Source organism: Scytonema sp. PRP1 (assembly GCF_036697665.2).
Lineage (GTDB): Bacteria > Cyanobacteriota > Cyanobacteriia > Cyanobacteriales > Nostocaceae > Kalymmatonema > Kalymmatonema gypsitolerans.
This window is the reverse complement of the sequence record NZ_JBAHYJ020000049.1, coordinates 1-527: the sequence shown is the minus strand read 5'-3', so window position 1 is coordinate 527 and position 527 is coordinate 1. Positions and strand designations below refer to the sequence as shown.

The following is a 527-nucleotide window of genomic DNA, read 5'->3' as shown; positions in this document are numbered from 1 at the left end:
ATTGGTAAACCAATGTTTGAGATGTTCAGGATTAATTAATTCAAGTGCTATTTTTATTAATCCATCGACTCCCGATGCATTTTTTGGAGAAAATTGTTTCAGAAAAGCTTTTAATTGTGACCACCAATGTTCAATGGGGTTAAATTCAGGAGAATAAGGAGACAGGTAGAGAACACTTGCATCCACAGATTCAATTAAGGGTTGGATTTCTTCAATGTGATGTGCAGGGAGATTATCCATCACAACTACTGCACCAGGCCATAATTGTGGAAGCAAAAAATGTTCGATAAAGACTTTATATGCATTTCCATCCATTGAGCCGTTTAACGTCATGACCGCTAAAACTTTCTTCAAGCTAATTCCCCCAATTACACTAACTTTTGCACCTCGATAATATGGTTTAAAATCATATACCCTACTCCCGCGATCGCTTCTACCATGAGTTCGAGTTAAACCAAGTAAAACACCCATTTCATCAATAAAAACAAGGTTTTCCGGGTCTACTTGTTTTACTTTCTCCCAATACT

At 37.0% G+C, this 527-nt stretch carries 1 protein-coding gene; it reads right to left on the bottom strand.

Annotated elements, in window-relative coordinates:
- Nucleotides 1–527: transposase (locus V5G28_RS09970; RefSeq protein ID WP_336230221.1), on the bottom strand; the 527-nt coding region annotated here is incomplete at both ends.